This window comes from Aeromonas sp. Marseille-Q7275 (genome assembly GCF_965119515.1).
This window is the reverse complement of sequence record NZ_CBCPLW010000023.1, coordinates 31,095-46,208: the sequence shown is the minus strand read 5'-3', so window position 1 is coordinate 46,208 and position 15,114 is coordinate 31,095. Positions and strand designations below refer to the sequence as shown.

Below are 15,114 nucleotides of genomic sequence, written 5' to 3'. Positions count from 1 at the left end.
ACGGATTGTCGTTTCACCGCTGCGGGGACTGTCTTGTATTTATTTGAAAACCTTAAAGAAATAGCCAGTTCCTACCTGCCTCCAGAGCAGGTTGAGAAGCTCAGGCAAGCCTATGTGGTGGCCCGTGACGCTCACCAGGGACAGATGCGTTCCAGCGGCGAGCCCTATATCACCCACCCGGTTGCCGTTGCCCGCATTCTCGGCGACATGCGACTCGATCACGAAACTCTGATGGCCGCCGTGCTGCACGACGTCATCGAAGATACCCCGGTCACCAAGGACGATCTCGCCGAACTGTTCGGCAACGCCGTCGCCGAGCTGGTATCCGGCGTCTCCAAACTCGACAAGCTGAAGTTCCGCGATCGCAAGGAAGCCCAGGCCGAAAACTTCCGCAAGATGATGATGGCCATGACCCAGGACATCCGGGTCATCCTGATCAAGCTCGCCGACCGCACCCACAACATGCGCACCCTGGGCTCATTGCGGCCTGACAAGCGTCGCCGCATCGCCCGGGAAACCCTCGAGATCTTCGCCCCCATCGCCAACCGCCTCGGCATTCACACCATGAAGAACGAGCTGGAAGAGCTGGGCTTCGAGGCGCTCTACCCCATGCGCTCGCGGGTGCTGCGAGAATCGGTGCGCCGCGCCCGCGGCAATCGCCGCGAGATCATCGACTCCATCGAGAGCGAGATTGAGGGCCGCCTGCGCGAGGCCGGCATAGATGCCCAGGTCAGCGGTCGCGAGAAAAACCTGTTCTCCATCTACAACAAGATGGAGAAGAAAGAGCTGCAGTTCCATGAGGTGATGGATATCTACGCCTTCCGCGTCAGGGTGAAGGACATAGACACCTGCTACCGGGTGCTTGGTCAGATGCACAGCCTCTACAAGCCCCGTCCCGGCCGCTTCAAGGACTACATCGCCATTCCCAAGACCAACGGCTACCAGTCCCTGCACACCTCACTGGTGGGGCCGCACGGGGTGCCGGTGGAGGTGCAGATCCGCACCGAGTTCATGGATCAGATGGCCGACAAGGGGGTCGCCGCCCACTGGGCCTACAAGCAGGATGGCGACAGCTCGGGCACCACGGCCCAGATCCGCGCCCAGCGCTGGATGCAGAGCCTGCTGGAGCTGCAGCAGAGCGCCGGCAGCTCCTTTGAATTCATCGAGGGGGTCAAGACCGACCTCTTCCCGGACGAGATCTACGTCTTCACCCCGGAGGGCCGCATCATGGAGCTGCCCGCCGGCGCCACCCCGGTGGACTTCGCCTACACGGTGCACACCGACATCGGCCACGCCTGCGTCGGCTCCCGGGTCGACCGCCACCCCTACCCCCTGAGCAGTCCGCTGCACTCGGGCCAGACGGTGGAGATCATCACGGCGCCGGGCGCCCGCCCGAACGCGGCCTGGCTCAACTTCGTGGTGACCACCAAGGCACGCTCCAAGATCCGCCAGTTCCTCAAGAACCTGCGCACCGAAGAGTCTGTGGTGCTGGGTCGCCGCCTGCTCAACCATGCCCTCGGTGCCAAGAACATCGAAGACATCCCCGAGCCGCGCATCAAGCAGGTGCTGGCCGACACCAAGCACGAGAACCTGCAGGGGCTGCTGGCCGATGTGGGCCTTGGCAATGCCATGAGCGTCATGGTGGCGCGCCGCATGCTGGGTGACGAGTTGCCGCCGGAAGAGCAGCCGAAGTCCAGCAGCAAGAAGATGCCCATCAAGGGGGCCGACGGCATGCTGGTCACCTTCGCGAACTGCTGTCGCCCGATCCCGGGGGATGCCATCATCGCCCACATCAGCCCGGGCAAGGGACTGGTCATTCACCAGGAGTCCTGCCGCAACATCAAGGGCTACAGCCGCGAGCCGGACAAGTACCTGCCGGTGCAGTGGGAGGTGGACAAGGAGCAGGAACAGGAGTTCCGCACCGGCATCAGCATCGAGATCGTCAACCACCAGGGTGCCCTGGCGGAGCTGGCCAACGTGATTGCCGCCACTGGCGCCAACATCCACGCCATCAGCACAGAAGAGAAGGATGGCCGGGTCTATCTGGTCACCCTGCTCATCACCACCAAGGGCCGCATCCACCTTGCCAACATCATGCGCAAGATCCGGGTGATGCCCAACGTGCTCAGGGTGAGCCGACAGAAGAACTGATCACACAGGCGGCGCGAGCCGCCTGCTGCTTTTCAAGAGACACTCATGGCCCCATGCAGCAGCCCACCTGCCTTGTTGCATGCACAAGCCTCACTCGACAGAAACCGACATGACACCTGAACGCTTTAAACGGATCTCCGACATGCTGGCCCAGCGCCAGCTCGATCTCACTGTCTGTATGCCTGGAAAGACGTCCACAAGCCTCACTCGATAGAAACTGACATGACACCTGAACGCTTTAAACGGATCTCCGACATGCTGGCTCAGCGCCAGCTCGATCTCACTGTCTGCATGGAAGAGGTCCACAAGCCTCACAATCTGGCCGCCATAGTGCGCACCGCCGATGCCATCGGCATTCACCGGGTCCACGCCGTCTGGCCCAAGACCTGGATCCACAAGCGCAAGGGCACCGCCCGTGGCAGCCAGAACTGGGTCGACGTCAAGCTGCACCCGGATATCGGCAGTGCCGTGGCCGAGCTGAAAGCCTCCGGCATGCAGATCCTGGCGACCCACCTCTCGGAGAGCTCGGTGGACTTTCGCGCCATCGACTACACCAAACCGACCGCCATCCTGGTGGGCCAGGAGAAGCACGGCATCGGCGAAGAGGCGCTGGCCCTGGCCGATCACCATATCGTCATTCCCATGGTGGGCATGGTGCAGTCCCTCAACGTCTCGGTGGCCGCCGCCGCCATACTGTACGAAGCCCAGCGCCAGCGCGAGCTGGCCGGCTGCTATCAGCGCGGCTGCCCGCTCGACCTGGAGGAGCAGAACAGCATACTGTTCGAGGGGGGCTACCCCATCTATGCCCAGCTCTGCAAAGAGAAAGAGATGCCCTATCCCCAGCTCGGCCCGGCCGGCGAGATCCTGGCGGACGAAGCCTGGTGGCAACGGATGCAGCTGACCCGCAAGGGCTGGGCCGCACAACAGGACGATCCCCTGGATATGGAGTATCCAACCGATGAAATTTAACGCTCTGCCCCTGCTGGCCCTGACCCTGTTTTCTGCCGGAGCCCTTGCCGTGACCAATCCCTATCAGCTGACCACGGAAGCCGAAGTCCCCGCCCTCCATCAACAGACCCTGCCCGACTTCTGGCGCCAGCACGCCGTCGAGAGCGCCTTCAAGGGCAAGGACGGGGTGACCATCCGCTATGCCGCCCTGCGCCAGGCCAAGGTGGACAGAGCCATACTCCTGGTCAACGGCCGGGTCGAGAGCTACCTCAAGTATCAGGAGCTGGCCTGGGATCTGTGGCGTCAGGGCTACAGCCTCTACCTCATCGATCACCGCGGCCAGGGGCTGTCGGATCGCCTGCTGGCCGACAAGGAGAAGGGCTATGTCGCCAACTTTGACGACTATGTGCTGGATCTGAAGCAGTTCCATGACGAGGTCATACTGGCGGACAAACCCGCCAAGCTGTTCCTGCTGGCCCACTCCATGGGCGGCGCCATCTCGGCCCGCTATCTGGAGCGCTGGCCGGATGATGTCGAGGCAGCCGTGCTCTCCTCCCCCATGATGGGCATCAACCTCGGCGGCCTGCCCAAGTGGCTGGCCCAGGGGCTGGCGGCCACCATGGATACGGTCGGCAGCTGGTGGGGCGAGCCCCCCTATGGTCCGGGCCAGACCGGCTATGTCTCCCATGAATTTGCCGACAACGGCCTGAGCCACAGCGAGCCCCGCTACCAGGCATTCCGCCAGCTCTATGAGCAGCATCCGCAGATCAAGCTGGGCGGGGTGACGGCCCACTGGATCCGCGAGGGCATCAAGGCCGGGGATGCCGCCATCGCGGAGGCAGACAGGATCAAGACGCCACTGCTGCTGATCCAGGCCGGGGAAGACGGCATTGTCGATAACCAGGCCCAGGACAGCTTCTGTGCCCGGCTCCAATGTGAAGGGGGCAAGCCGCTGCGGATCGAGGGGGCCTGGCACGAGCTGTTCATCGAGGCCGATGCCCAGCGCCTGCCTGCCCTGACCGCAACCCTGGACTTCTTCGCCCGCTTCTAGTGGCCGGTTGCGTGACGTGCCGGGGGAGTAGCCAGCGTCCTGCATGGCGTCACTTGCCACCCAGGCGCAGTCTGCTCCGGCACGGCAACAGACCCGGGGGCTGGTTATTTTTTGGATCCCTAAATAAATGGGGTCACACCGGACGCTGGGGTACACTGCCCCGGCGTTCCACTGATGCCGAGGTAATGATGTTCAAGGTAGTTGTGTCCGATCTCGATGGTACCCTGCTCAACGGGCAGCACCAGATCTCCTCCCGCACCCGGGATACCCTGCACCGTCTGGTGGATCAGGGGATCAAGTTCGTGGTGGCCACCGGCCGTCACCATGTGGATGTGCGCAGCATCCGCGATGCCCTGGGGCTGGATATCTACCTCATCACCTCCAACGGCGCCGTGGTGCACGACAAGCAGGATACCCTCGTCTTCAACCAGGCTCTGCCGAGCACGGTGGCAGCCGAGCTGATCGCGCTGGAGCGCGACCCCTCCATCCACATCAACGTCTACTACGGCGACGAGTGGCTGGTGGAAGAGGAGATGCCCTGGCTGCTGCAGTTCCATCACGACTCCGGCTTCAGCTATCGCCTGACCGATCTCGCCAGCCACCCGCTGGACAAGATCAACAAGGTCTTCTACATCGGCGAACACGAAAAACTGCTGCAGATAGAGGCAGAGCTCAACCAGCGTTATGGTGATCGGATCAACGTCACCTTCTCCCTGCCGGATTGCCTCGAGGTGATGCACGCCGGGGTACACAAGGGCAATGCCGTGCGCGCCGTGCTGGAACAGCATGGGCTTGAGATGTCCCAGGCGGTCGCCTTCGGTGATGGCATGAACGACTTCGAGATGCTGAGCATGGTGGGCCGGGGTGTGGTGATGGGCAACGCCCATGATCGCCTCAAGCTGGCCCTGAGCGAACACGACAGAACCCTGAGTTCGGATGAGGATGGCGTCGCCGTCTATCTGGAGCAGTTGTTCGCCATCGATCAGACAGGCGCGGCCTGATCTCCGCCTTCATGGCGATCTCCCCCGGGATCGCCATGGCACTATAGGCGCGCGAGCGCCTCATCGCTTGAAACTGTGGTTGCACTCCTTGCACCAGTACTGCCGGGAGATCTGCCGATCCAGGGTGCGACCCAGCCATAGCCCGACCCCACCACCGGTTGCACCGCCGACCAGGGCGCCGCTCAGGGCACCCGCGATGGCGCCTATGGGTATCCCCACGCCACCCAGCGTGGCCCCCAGCCCGGCCCCGAACTTGGCAAAGGTCGCCGCACAGGCATAGCCCCCCGCCGCGCCACAACCCAGGGCACAGGCCCGACCGACCCGTTCATCCTCTACCTTCTCGACTCCCTGGCTCATGCAGTGTGGGCATCTCATGATGTTCTCTCCCGTCATCCAGACAGCCTCAGTATCGGCCAGGGTCGTCCCATTGGGAAACCCCGCACCTCAGCCGCGAGGCTTGAACTGCTCCTTCTCGAGATTGTGCTTCTTCATGCGCAGGTAGAGCTTCTTGCGCGGGATGCCGAGGTAGCTGGCGGCCTCGCTCACCCGCCCGGAGAAGAGGAACAGGGTGTCCTCTATCACTCGCTTCTCGTACTCCTCCACCAGGTCGTCGAGGGGCTCCCTGGCGCTGGCGGCCGGGATGGCACGCTCGACCCCCGCCAGCTTGATGATGCCCACCGCATAGAGCTCGGCCACGTTGCGCAGCTCCCGGATGTTGCCCGGCCACTGATGGCGCTTGAGCGTCTCCAGGTAGGCGCGATCAACCTGGGGGGCGGGCCGGCCGATGCGCTTGCAACCCTGATGGAGGAAGGCGCGAAACAGCGGGATGATGTCGCAGCTGCGCTCCGCCAGCCGGGGCAGCTTGAGCCGCACCTGGGAGAGGTAGTAATAGAGCTCCGGCATCAGCTGGTGGCTCTCCACCAGTTGCTCTGGCGCCTCGTCAAACAGGGCTAGGGTGCGTTGCTCCTTGTCCCCCTTGCGCTCCTGCTCTAGTAGATGGCCCCCCAGCCAGCGCTGGCACTCAGGCGTCAGCCTGGCGGGCGCATTCAGCACCAGGGTGCCGCCACGGCTGAACGCCAGGCTCTCTTTCAAGGCTGCAAGCTCGGGGGCCGCGGCGCAGTCGTGCAGCTGCAGCCTCTGCTCCTTGCGGGCGCCTATGCGGTGCAGCAACTCGGCCAGGGTATGGCGGCCGGTGCCAGGCTCCCCCTCCAGCATGAGATCCTTGTCGGTCTGGGCCAGCTGGTTGAGCTGATGACGCAGGGCGACGATCTGGGGGCTGGTGCCGATCAGCTGATGCTCCACGGCCGTCTGGATCTCGCCGCGCCTGGCCAGTACCTCCCGCCTGTGCGCCATGGCGCGCGTCAGCAGATCCAGCAGGGCCTCGGGGTGCAGCGGCTTCTCCAGAAAATCGAAGGCCCCCTGCTTGACCGCCCTGACCGCCAGGGGGATGTCCCCATGCCCGGTGATCAGGATCACCGGGATCTCGGCATCTATCTGCTGCACCTGGGCCAGCAGATCCAGGCCATTCATCGCCGGCATGTAGATGTCTGACACCAGCACGCCGGGCCACTGGTCGTCGAGCAGGGCCAGTGCCTGCTCAGGATCGGCGAGCCCCCTGGGCCTGTAGCCCGACAGGTTCAGCAGATGGCAATAGGATTCCAGTACATCTTCGTCATCATCCACCAGCAGCACATCGGTGGGGCGACTACGGGTCAACAGCATGGTTCTCACTCCCGCGCGTCATCATAGGCAGACGTCATCGGCAGCGCCGATGGGTCGACGGTAAACTCCAGCACCACCATGGCACCGCCCTCCAGGGCAGAGGCCAGTCCTATTTCACCGGCGCAGCGCGCCAGCAGGGAGCGGCAGATGGTCAGCCCCAGTCCCAGCCCCACCTCCTTGGAGCTGGTGAAGGGGGTAAACAGACTGGGCAATATGGCCTCGGCGAAACCGGGGCCGCTGTCACACAGGGCGATGCGCACCCGCGCACTTCCCCGCTCGAGCAGTATCAGCCGCAGCTGGCGCGACTCCCGCCCGGCGATGGCATCGAGGCCGTTCACCAGCAGGTTGACCAGCACCTGCTCCACCAGACCGGGATCGCCCTGGATCCAGAGCCCGGGGGGCAGCTCGTTGTGCAGCTGGCAAGCCTCGCGCCTGGCGCGGTTCTCCACCAGCAGCAGGGACTGTTCCGCCAGCTCGTGCAGATCCAGCCGGCAGAGGGCGTCGAGCTGTGGCGACTTGCGGGCAAAGTTGCGCAGCGCCGTGATGATGCGGTTCATCCGCTGAGCGAGTCGCTCTATCTTGTCCAGCTCCTGGCCGAGCCGCTGGCTCTCCCCGCTCGCCAGCGCCATCCGGCTGGTGTAGAGGTAGGTCATCATGGCCGACAGCGGCTGGTTGAGCTCATGGGCCAGGCTGGTCATGGCCTGGCCGACCACCGCCATCTTGGCCGCCTGGATCAGCTCATCCTGGGTCTGCAGCAGGTTGCGCTGGGCCTGCTCCCGCTGGGTCACCTCCTCGGCCAACCGCCGGTTGTTCTCGGTCAGCTCCCGGGTACGCTCCGCCACCAGCAGCCCCAGCTCCCGGGCGGTCAGCTCCTGGCGGGTCACATCCGTGATGGTGATGATGAACTTGGATCGTCTGGCCTGCTCGAAGCGGCGGAAGTTGAAATGCAGGTAGCGTATCTGCCCCGCCAGCTCGACGGCCAGGGTGCATTCGCTGCTGCCGAATCGCTGCAACGGCTGATCGGGCTGGAACTGGGTCGCCAGCACGGCGCAGCCCTCGCCGGGGAACAGCTGCCACAGCGGCTGCTCCGGCGCGATGGCGCTCTGCTGGAACAGGGTCAGGGCACTCGGGTTGACGGACTCTATGGTCCCGTCCTGATGGCAGGTGATGAGGGAGGCCTGGGTGTTGTTGATGAGGTTGAGGGCATTGCTCTTCTCCATCTGCTGCAACTGCTCGCAGAAGCTGCGCAGGCTCTCCCCCAGGCGGCCAATCTCGTCCCGCCCCAGGGTGCGGATCGGTTGATCCAGCTGCCCGGCGGCGACCCTGGCCAGATCCTGACCCAGGATGTCCAGGCGCCGGATCAGCCGCCGCCCGATCAGCACCACCAGCACCAGGCCCCCGATCAGCACAGAGAGGCTCAGCCCCACCAGGATCACCGTCTTGCCGGTGGCCACCATGCGATGGCTGTCATGGCTCAGGGTGCGCAGCGCCTGGTTGGCTTCGGTCACCACCCGGCTCACCCTGGCATGGTAGCGGGAGACGGATTCATCCAGCTGGGGGCGCAGCGCCTCCAGCCGTTGATGGGTCCGCACGTCGGCGGCCAGCAGCTGTTGCAGCTGGCCGCCGGGTTTGACCAGGGTGACTATCTCTTCGAGGATCTGGCGATAGCTCACCGTCGAGGGGTAATCGGCGAGACGGGCCGTCAGGCCGTCGATCTCGTCGATCTTGTAGCCGATAAACAGGAAGGCGCTCTCCAGATCCTGCTGATACCGCTGGGCTATCACCTCCTCCACCAGGCCCTGCAGCTCGTTCTCCTTGAAGGTCAGATCCTGCAGGGCGGAGAACTCCTTGATCACCTCAGCCAGGGTCTCCCGCTGCTCCTGGTTCGCCACCATGCCGGCCAGGTGCCACTCCACCTCCTGCAGCAGGGGGGCTACCTCCTCGACCAGATCCTGGTGCAGCCAGGCGCTGCGCTTTCGCATCTGGCTCAGCATCTCCTGATGATCCAGCTGCTGGCGCAGGTAGCCGGCGTGGCGCTCGACCCGCTCGCCGAGCTCGGCGAAGGCCTGGCGCTGGCTGGGGGTTTCCCGGTTGTCCGGGCTGCTGGAGAGGGCGGATTGGCGCATCTGCCGCAGGGTCACCGATACCTGGCGGGAGAGCCGCTGGAAATCCCCCAGGGTGGGGGCGTCCCTGAGCTGGGCCAGTTGCAGCAGCAGGCGGGAGCTGGCCCGTTCCAGCCGGTAGGCATCATCGATGGCCGGCAGACTCTCCTCGACGATCAGCCCCACCTGGCGGCCCAGCCTGTCCCACATCACATAGGCCGTGCCCCCCATGGCCAGGGCCAGGACAAGGATGGCCACGAAGGAGAGTCTGAGCCGCCGCCCCAGGGTACCGGGCCAGCGCAGCCGCCAGCGCCTCACGGTTTGGCCGCCTGTTCCACCAGCACCATGGCGGCCGCCAGATTGTCCCGGGTGAGCTGGCGCCACCGATGTTGCAGACGCTCGGCCTGGGGATTGGGCCTGTCCTGCTCGTAGATGGCATCAAACAGCGCCAGGGTGGCCGGCTCCCGCGCCTCCGCCTCGCTCAGGGGGGGCGTGCTGGCCAGGGCCCTCGCCTTGGCCAGCAGGGCGGCCCGCTCGACATCCCCTCCGGCATCCGCCTCGGCGAGGCCCTGCCAGGTGAGCCGCAACTTGGGCAACTGCTGGGTGATGGTCTGATCGAACAGCGCCTTCAACAGGTTGGCGCGACCATAGAGCAGTGCCTTGTCGATCACGAACTCGGTCTGCTGCGCCAGCTTCGGCTCGGTGAGCGTCACCTTGGCCATCTCCGAGGTGCCGACTATGGCCTGACCCTCGGCGGAGAGCAGGTAATCGATGAAGTGACCGGCCAGCGCCGATTGCCGGCTGCTGCGGGTCACCGCCAGGTAGGTCGGCAATATGGCCGCCTGTGGCAAGGGGGTGAAGCCGATGTAATCGAAGCGGGCCTTGCTGGTGCGGGCATAGCTCTCGATCACCAGGCCAGCCCCCGCCAGCCCGCGACTGATGCCGTCGCTGACCCCGAAGCTGCGGGCCGTGATGGCGGACAGGTTGCCGCCGATCTGCATCAGCATGGCCCAGCCCTGCTGCCAGCCATATTGCTGCAGTATGCTCTCCACCATCATGTGCGTGGTGCCGGACTGGGAGGGGGAGCTCATCATCACATGCCCCATGAAGGCGGGGTCGGCCAGGCTCTGCCAGCTGGTTGGCACCGGCAGCCGGTATTTTTCCAGATAGCGCCTGTTGTACATGATGCCGATGCCGGAATAGCCGACCACGGCCACCTTCTCCTCCAGCCCCATGGTATGCGGGCTCAACCAGGCGGGGGCCCGGCTCTTGATCGGCAATTCGGTCAGCAGGCCCGCCCTGTCCAGCGAGTGGAAGAAGGTGGGGGACGAGGAGAGCACCACGTCCACCGGGGCCCCGTCGGCCTGGGTCAGCAGCCGCAGGGCGGGCAAGGTGCGCCTGTAGATCACCTCGACCCTGACCCCGGGGTTGGCCTCGGTGAACCCCGCCACCATGGCCCTGACCGGGCTCTCGGAGAAGGAGGTAAGCACCGTCAGCGAGGCGGCACCGGCCCCGTTGCCGAGTCCGCCACAGCTCAGCATCAAGATGGATAGCAGTCGGCAATGGGTACGCATAACGGCTGGCTGACTCCCCGTGGTCATCGAATGTGTGCGAACGATCAAAGATTCGAGATCCGGTCAAAAACACCCGGTCGGGGCCATGGGCCGGATCTGACTCATTCCCCCTCCTCCTCCAGGCTTATTGTCTTTGATCCCGCATGGGCGGGCCAGGCGAAAGCTGCCATTTCTGACTCAGGAAAGCGGCCCCTTGAGTCACAACTGACCCGAAAAGCGCGTTTTGTAAGGGTCCGAACAGGCTCCCTAAGATGGCGGCGACAGTCAGAGCCTCTCTGCACTTCCGCTACCCACCTTCACGGAGCACAACATGTTCAACTTCTTCAAGACGCGAGCCGACCTGCCGGTCATGGACGCCTCGCCGGACAAGATAAGATCCATCTATCGCAAGTATCAGTGGCAGGTCTTCCTGGGTCTGGTACTGGGCTACGCCATGTTCTACGTGGTTCGCATGAGCCTTAACGTGGTCAAGAAACCCCTGCTGGATGCCGGCATAGTCACCCTGGACGAGCTGGGGGTGATAGGTTCCGCCTTCCTGTTCACCTATGCGGTCGGCAAGTTCTCCAACGGCTTCCTGTCGGATTACGCCAACATAGGCCGCTTCATGTCGGTCGCCCTGGGCGCCTCCGCGGTCTGCACCATCTTGATGGGCATGAACACAGCCACCTTCTTCCTGGTGCTGATGTGGGGCCTGAACGGCTGGTTCCAGTCCATCGGCTCGGCCCCCTCCTGCGTCTCCATCTTCCAGTGGTTCTCCCCCAAGCAGCGCGGCTCCGTCTATTCCATCTGGGGCGGTTCGCGCAACATAGGTGAAGGCATCTCCTGGATCCTGACCGCCACCGTCGTCAGCTACTTCGGCTGGCAGGCCGGCTTCATCGGCGCCGGTATCGCCTCCGGTATCGCCGCCATCCTGATGTACCTGGTCCTGAAGGATCGCCCGCAGACCTATGCCCTGCCCGAGCCTGCCGTCGCCTTCGGCGAAGAGCCCGAGATCGCCAAGAAGGTCGAGCCGGCCGAGATCCGCCGCGCCCAGCTGTTCATTCTCAAGCAGCCGGTGGTCTGGCTCATCGCCGCCGCCTGCGCCTGCATGTACATGTCCCGCTATGCCATGAGCTCCTGGGCCGTGCTCTATCTGCAGGAGCAGAAGGGTTACAGCCTGATCGATGCCGGCTTCGCCATGTCCGCCTACCCCATCGCCGGTTTCATCGGCGCCATCCTGGCCGGGGTCATCTCAGACAAGCTGTTCAACGCCAACCGCCACATTCCGACCCTGCTGTACGGCCTGGCCAACATCGCCGGCATGTGCCTGATGTTCTGGGGCCCCCAGAGCCGCATGATGGATGCCGTCGCCCTCTCCCTGATCGGCTACTCCATCGGGGGTCTGGTGGTGTTCCTGGCCGGTCTGACCGCCTGCGACCTGATGCCCAAGACGGCAGTGGGGGCGGTGAAGGGCTTCATCGGTCTGTGCTCCTACATCGCCGCCTCCGGCCAGGAGCTGGTCTCCGCCGCCCTGATCGAGACCAGCGTGGTCGACGGAGTCACCCACTATGACTTCAGCAGTGCCCAGTACTTCTGGCTCGGAGCCTCTGTGGTCTCCATGCTGCTCGCCATGACGGTGTGGAATGCCAAGAAAGTCGTCAACTACTGATGCCGGCTCGCAAAAAAGGTGGTCGCTTGACCACCTTTTTTGTTTCCTGCACTACCCAAGAGAGTCACCCCATGCGTAAAACCAAGATTATCGCCACCCTGGGCCCGGCCAGCTCCTCCTGCGAGATGGTGGAGAAGTTGCTGCTCGCGGGCGCCAATGTCTTTCGCCTCAACTTCTCCCACGGCAGCCACGAGCAGCACAGGCAAGTCGCAAGGCGGATCCGCGAGGTCGCCAGCCGGCTCGGGCTGCACATCGGCATACTGGCCGACCTGCAGGGCCCCAAGATCCGGATCGCCAGCCTGGCGGCGGGCAGCATTCAGCTGAAGCCGGGAGACGGCTTCATCCTGGACGCAGATCTGGATCCCGCACAGGGCAACCAGGAGAGAGTCGGGCTCGACTATCCGGCACTGGTGGCGGAGGTCGGGGTCGGCAACATACTGCTGCTCGATGACGGTCGCCTGCAGTTCAGGGTGGAGCGGATTGCGGGGACCGAGGTGCACACCCGGGTGCTGGTCGGCGGCACCCTGTCCAGTCGCAAGGGGATCAATGTGCTCGGCGGTGGCCTGAGCGCACCGGCCCTGACCGACAAGGACAGGGCCGACATTCTCCTTGCCCGGCAGATTGACGCCGATTTCGTGGCCGTCTCCTTCCCTCGCAGCGCGGCGGACTTGCAGGAGGCTCGCCAGCTGATCCGCGCCACCGGCAGCAGGGCGGCCATCATCGCCAAGGTGGAGCGGGCCGAGGTGGTCGCCTCCATCGAGGCCATGGACGAGATCATTCATGCCGCCGACATCATCATGGTGGCCAGGGGAGATCTCGGGGTCGAAATTGGGGATGCCAGGCTGCCCGGCGTGCAGAAGACGCTGATCCAGCGTTGCCGCTTGCTCGGTCGGCCGGTGATCACGGCGACCCAGATGATGGAGTCCATGCTCGCCAGCCCCATGCCGACCCGGGCCGAGGTGCTGGATGTGGCCAACGCCGTGCTGGACGGGACCGATGCCGTCATGCTCTCGGCCGAATCGGCCGCCGGCCACTTTCCCGTCGAGGCGGTGGAGGCCATGGCCCGCATCACCCTGGGGGCCGAGCAGGACGGGGGCGGCGGGCAGCCACTCTGGCTTCAGGGCAGCACACCCCAGGTGCAAGCCGGTCATCACATGGCGCTGACCACCCTGACATCCAGCCTCGGCCTGGACAACACCTGCGGCATCGCCATCCTGACCAAGGGTGGCCAGGCCGTCACCGCCATCTCCCGCGGCACGCATCAGGGGCCCATCTGGGCGCTCTCCGATGATCAGCCACTGCTCAACCAGATGACCATACTGCGGGGGGTCAGGCCGCTCCACTATCTGGACGAGTCACCCCGGCACCTCCACTGCCCGCTGGTCGAGACGCTGCAACGGGCGGATCAACTGCACGGCATCCAGACCCTGCTCATCAGCCGGCTGGATGCACTGGAAGGGGCCGGTCCCGAGGATGTCTGGCGTCTGGTGCCCCTGCCCGCTGTCCAGCGCGGCTCCCGTCAGGAGTCGAGGGACAGCCTCATCCGCTGAGGCCAGGCAGCCCAAGGCGATCCAGCAGGCTGCCGGTCGGCGTCCAGGTGAAGCTCTGATTGGCGCCACCGTAGCACTCGGCCAGCCGCAGCGGCACCGCGGCTCTGTGGCGGCGACCAGCCACATCCAGGCAGAGTGAAACCTGCCGGTTAAACAGTCTATCCCCCTGCCACTGCCATTGACGGCTGTCGTCCTGGCACTCTCCCACGGCGAGGCCGTCCTCCCCCCTGGCGATCAGGCAACCCTGCGCCAGCTGCAAGGCCCCCGCATCCCAGCTGAACAGCTGACGGGGGCTCTGATCGCAAGGCTGGGTGAGCAGGCTGCCCTGCTCGCCCAGGGCCACGCAGAAACCGCCGTCGGTCACCAGGGTGGCCGGGGGCTCCGGCGTTGACCTGGGGGCGACCCCCAGCAGAAGGTTCTCTGGTCTCGGCTGCAAGGCACAGCCGCCGAGCAGCAGTGCCATCAGGGCGAACAATCGGATGTGAAGGGGCATGATGGTGCATAAGCCTGTGTCTGAATGGGTCGCGGGTGTCCACTCTTCGGGTGGCTCCCGGCCAAGCATAACGAACTCGCGGCGAACAGGCGCCTGCAGAAATGTAAGAAGAGGTGACAGAGGCGCGACGGACACGCAGAAAAGCAAAAACCCCGCCGAAGCGAGGTTTTCAGAATGTGGTCGGTGATAAAGGATTCGAACCTTTGACCCTCTGGTCCCAAACCAGATGCGCTACCGGGCTGCGCTAATCACCGATGGGGTAGTTCCAAAATACAAAGATGACCATGTGGTCATCCTCGTCATACAGCAAGTATGGTGCGAAGAGAGGGACTCGAACCCTCACACCCGGGGGGCACTAACACCTGAAGCTAGCGCGTCTACCAATTCCGCCACCTTCGCATACCTGACAAGCTGTAAAATGGGGTGGCTGATGGGGCTCGAACCCACGACAACCGGAATCACAATCCGGGACTCTACCAACTGAGCTACAGCCACCACAGCTGTTTTGTTCCACAACAACGCCCGCTTAACTGGCACACTTTGATGGTGCGCCCGACAGGATTCGAACCTGTGACCTCTGCCTCCGGAGGGCAGCGCTCTATCCAGCTGAGCTACGGGCGCTACGCTGTCGAACGGGGCGCATTATTGATGATGGCGCCCACCTTGTCTACTCTTTTTTTATCCTCATGGTTCAAGTGTCTGTTTTTCAATCTTTTCGTACACTTTTATGCCTCTTCTTCAGCGGTTCGGCCAAAAACGTCCTCACTCGGCCCACTTTTGGATCCTCTTCTGACAGTAAAGTGGCCGGCATCCCTTGACTTGCTTTCTTCTCCACCTAGAATGAATGAACGTTCATTCACTCGCCAAAACCTGA

The 15,114-nt window shown here is 64.1% G+C and carries 11 protein-coding genes, 4 tRNA genes and 1 pseudogene; 7 read left to right on the top strand and 9 right to left on the bottom strand.

All coding sequences use genetic code 11. The features are described 5' to 3' along the window. The first annotated feature begins 33 nt into the window (after positions 1-33). From spoT to ACWPWQ_RS18250, 5 genes and pseudogenes are all read left to right on the top strand, one after another. Positions 34-2,151, top strand: a complete 2,118-nt coding sequence (gene spoT / locus ACWPWQ_RS18270; protein WP_139437071.1) for a bifunctional GTP diphosphokinase/guanosine-3',5'-bis pyrophosphate 3'-pyrophosphohydrolase — start codon at positions 34-36, stop codon at positions 2,149-2,151. A 109-nt stretch (positions 2,152-2,260) separates the two neighbouring features. Next, positions 2,261-2,364 (top strand): annotated as a pseudogene (locus tag ACWPWQ_RS18265) (tRNA (guanosine(18)-2'-O)-methyltransferase TrmH); the annotation flags it as partial. Between the two features lie 9 nt (positions 2,365-2,373). Continuing rightward, on the top strand, positions 2,374-3,120 hold the full coding sequence (gene trmH, locus ACWPWQ_RS18260; RefSeq protein WP_139437073.1) for a tRNA (guanosine(18)-2'-O)-methyltransferase TrmH: 747 nt from the start codon (positions 2,374-2,376) through the stop codon (positions 3,118-3,120). Next, entirely contained in the window at positions 3,110-4,150 is a 1,041-nt protein-coding gene (locus tag ACWPWQ_RS18255; protein WP_139437075.1) for an alpha/beta fold hydrolase, read from the top strand. The genes trmH and ACWPWQ_RS18255 overlap by 11 nt, the downstream gene beginning before the upstream one ends. Positions 4,151-4,338: 188 nt before the next feature. After that, positions 4,339-5,151: a Cof-type HAD-IIB family hydrolase gene (locus tag ACWPWQ_RS18250; RefSeq protein WP_139437077.1), complete on the top strand. Its 813-nt coding sequence runs from the start codon at positions 4,339-4,341 to the stop codon at positions 5,149-5,151. Between the two features lie 60 nt (positions 5,152-5,211). Here the strand turns inward: ACWPWQ_RS18250 and ACWPWQ_RS18245 are convergent, their stop codons facing one another. The 4 genes from ACWPWQ_RS18245 to ACWPWQ_RS18230 form a co-directional block, all read right to left on the bottom strand. Further along, positions 5,212-5,526 (bottom strand): hypothetical protein, encoded by a 315-nt coding sequence (locus tag ACWPWQ_RS18245; protein ID WP_454010450.1) that lies wholly within the window; start codon positions 5,524-5,526, stop codon positions 5,212-5,214. A 69-nt stretch (positions 5,527-5,595) separates the two neighbouring features. Further along, the gene (locus tag ACWPWQ_RS18240; protein ID WP_202047980.1) at positions 5,596-6,873 is read right to left on the bottom strand and encodes a sigma-54-dependent transcriptional regulator; all 1,278 of its coding nucleotides are present in this window, start codon (positions 6,871-6,873) and stop codon (positions 5,596-5,598) included. A gap of 5 nt (positions 6,874-6,878) precedes the next feature. Continuing rightward, positions 6,879-9,293, bottom strand: coding sequence for an ATP-binding protein (locus tag ACWPWQ_RS18235; RefSeq protein WP_454010449.1), 2,415 nt, complete (start codon positions 9,291-9,293; stop codon positions 6,879-6,881). After that, positions 9,290-10,549: an ABC transporter substrate-binding protein gene (locus ACWPWQ_RS18230; RefSeq protein WP_454010448.1), complete on the bottom strand. Its 1,260-nt coding sequence runs from the start codon at positions 10,547-10,549 to the stop codon at positions 9,290-9,292. The genes ACWPWQ_RS18235 and ACWPWQ_RS18230 overlap by 4 nt, the downstream gene beginning before the upstream one ends. Positions 10,550-10,859: 310 nt before the next feature. Between ACWPWQ_RS18230 and ACWPWQ_RS18225 the strand changes: the two genes are divergently transcribed. Then, positions 10,860-12,197 (top strand): MFS transporter, encoded by a 1,338-nt coding sequence (locus tag ACWPWQ_RS18225; RefSeq protein WP_139437088.1) that lies wholly within the window; start codon positions 10,860-10,862, stop codon positions 12,195-12,197. Positions 12,198-12,268: 71 nt separating this feature from the next. After that, positions 12,269-13,747, top strand: a complete 1,479-nt coding sequence (pyk, locus tag ACWPWQ_RS18220; RefSeq protein ID WP_454010447.1) for a pyruvate kinase — start codon at positions 12,269-12,271, stop codon at positions 13,745-13,747. Here the strand turns inward: pyk and ACWPWQ_RS18215 are convergent. The 5 genes from ACWPWQ_RS18215 to ACWPWQ_RS18195 form a co-directional block, all read right to left on the bottom strand. Next, on the bottom strand, positions 13,737-14,240 hold the full coding sequence (locus ACWPWQ_RS18215; RefSeq protein ID WP_454010446.1) for an RICIN domain-containing protein: 504 nt from the start codon (positions 14,238-14,240) through the stop codon (positions 13,737-13,739). The two genes, pyk and ACWPWQ_RS18215, sit on opposite strands and share 11 nt — an antisense overlap. A 177-nt stretch (positions 14,241-14,417) precedes the next feature. Continuing rightward, positions 14,418-14,494: transfer RNA gene (locus ACWPWQ_RS18210), tRNA-Pro, on the bottom strand. Between the two features lie 59 nt (positions 14,495-14,553). After that, positions 14,554-14,639 (bottom strand) — tRNA-Leu (locus tag ACWPWQ_RS18205). Between the two features lie 20 nt (positions 14,640-14,659). Continuing rightward, a tRNA-His gene (locus ACWPWQ_RS18200) sits at positions 14,660-14,735 on the bottom strand. Positions 14,736-14,784: 49 nt separating this feature from the next. Further along, positions 14,785-14,861: transfer RNA gene (locus ACWPWQ_RS18195), tRNA-Arg, on the bottom strand. Positions 14,862-15,114 lie beyond the last annotated feature (253 nt).